This window comes from Georgenia deserti, assembly GCF_042680605.1.
Lineage (GTDB): Bacteria > Actinomycetota > Actinomycetes > Actinomycetales > Actinomycetaceae > Allobogoriella > Allobogoriella deserti.
Map to the genome: position 1 here is coordinate 1 of NZ_JBHUEE010000024.1, position 612 is coordinate 612.

Here is a 612-nt window from a genome sequence, read left to right on the forward strand (position 1 = left end):
CGGCCTGGCCTCGGCGGAGATCCTCGAGGCGATCGATGCGGCCGAGCAGGCCCGCCGGCGCCTGGAAGCGGTCACGCTGGGGTTGTTCTCCGCGGCCGAGGCCGATGGGATGTGGGCGGCCAGCGGGGCGCGGTCCTTCCCGTCCTGGGTCGCGGCCCGGACCGGCCGGCACACCTGGACCGCGCGGCGTCAGGTCGCCCACGCCCGCCGGCTGCGTGATGACCTGCCGGCGACCACGGCGGCACTGCGGGCCGGACAGATCGGGACCGATCACGCCGATGTGATCGCCCGGTACGCGAGCGCGACCGAGACACTGAAGGCCCAGCTGGCCGATGCCGAGATCGGGGAAGAGTTCCTGGTCGAGCAGGCCGAACAGCTGGATGCCCACCGCTTCTCCCGGCTGGTGCGGGCCTGGGCCACCCGGGCCGACCCGGACGCGGCCGACCGGAACTGGCGCGAGGACACCGCCCGTGAAGAGGTCTCGCTCTCGGCGACGTTGAACGGCTACCAGCTGCGCGGATGGCTCTCACCAGCCAACGGCCAACTCCTCGATGAAGCCCTCCGCGCCCGGATGGGCACCCCCTCGGCGAACGACCCCCGCACCCAGACCCA

General features: G+C 73.4%; 1 protein-coding gene. It reads left to right on the top strand.

What is annotated here, in order from left to right; genetic code table 11:
- The coding region (locus tag ACFSE6_RS18900; RefSeq protein WP_388011144.1) for a DUF222 domain-containing protein at positions 1 to 612 on the top strand (612 nt) is incomplete at both ends.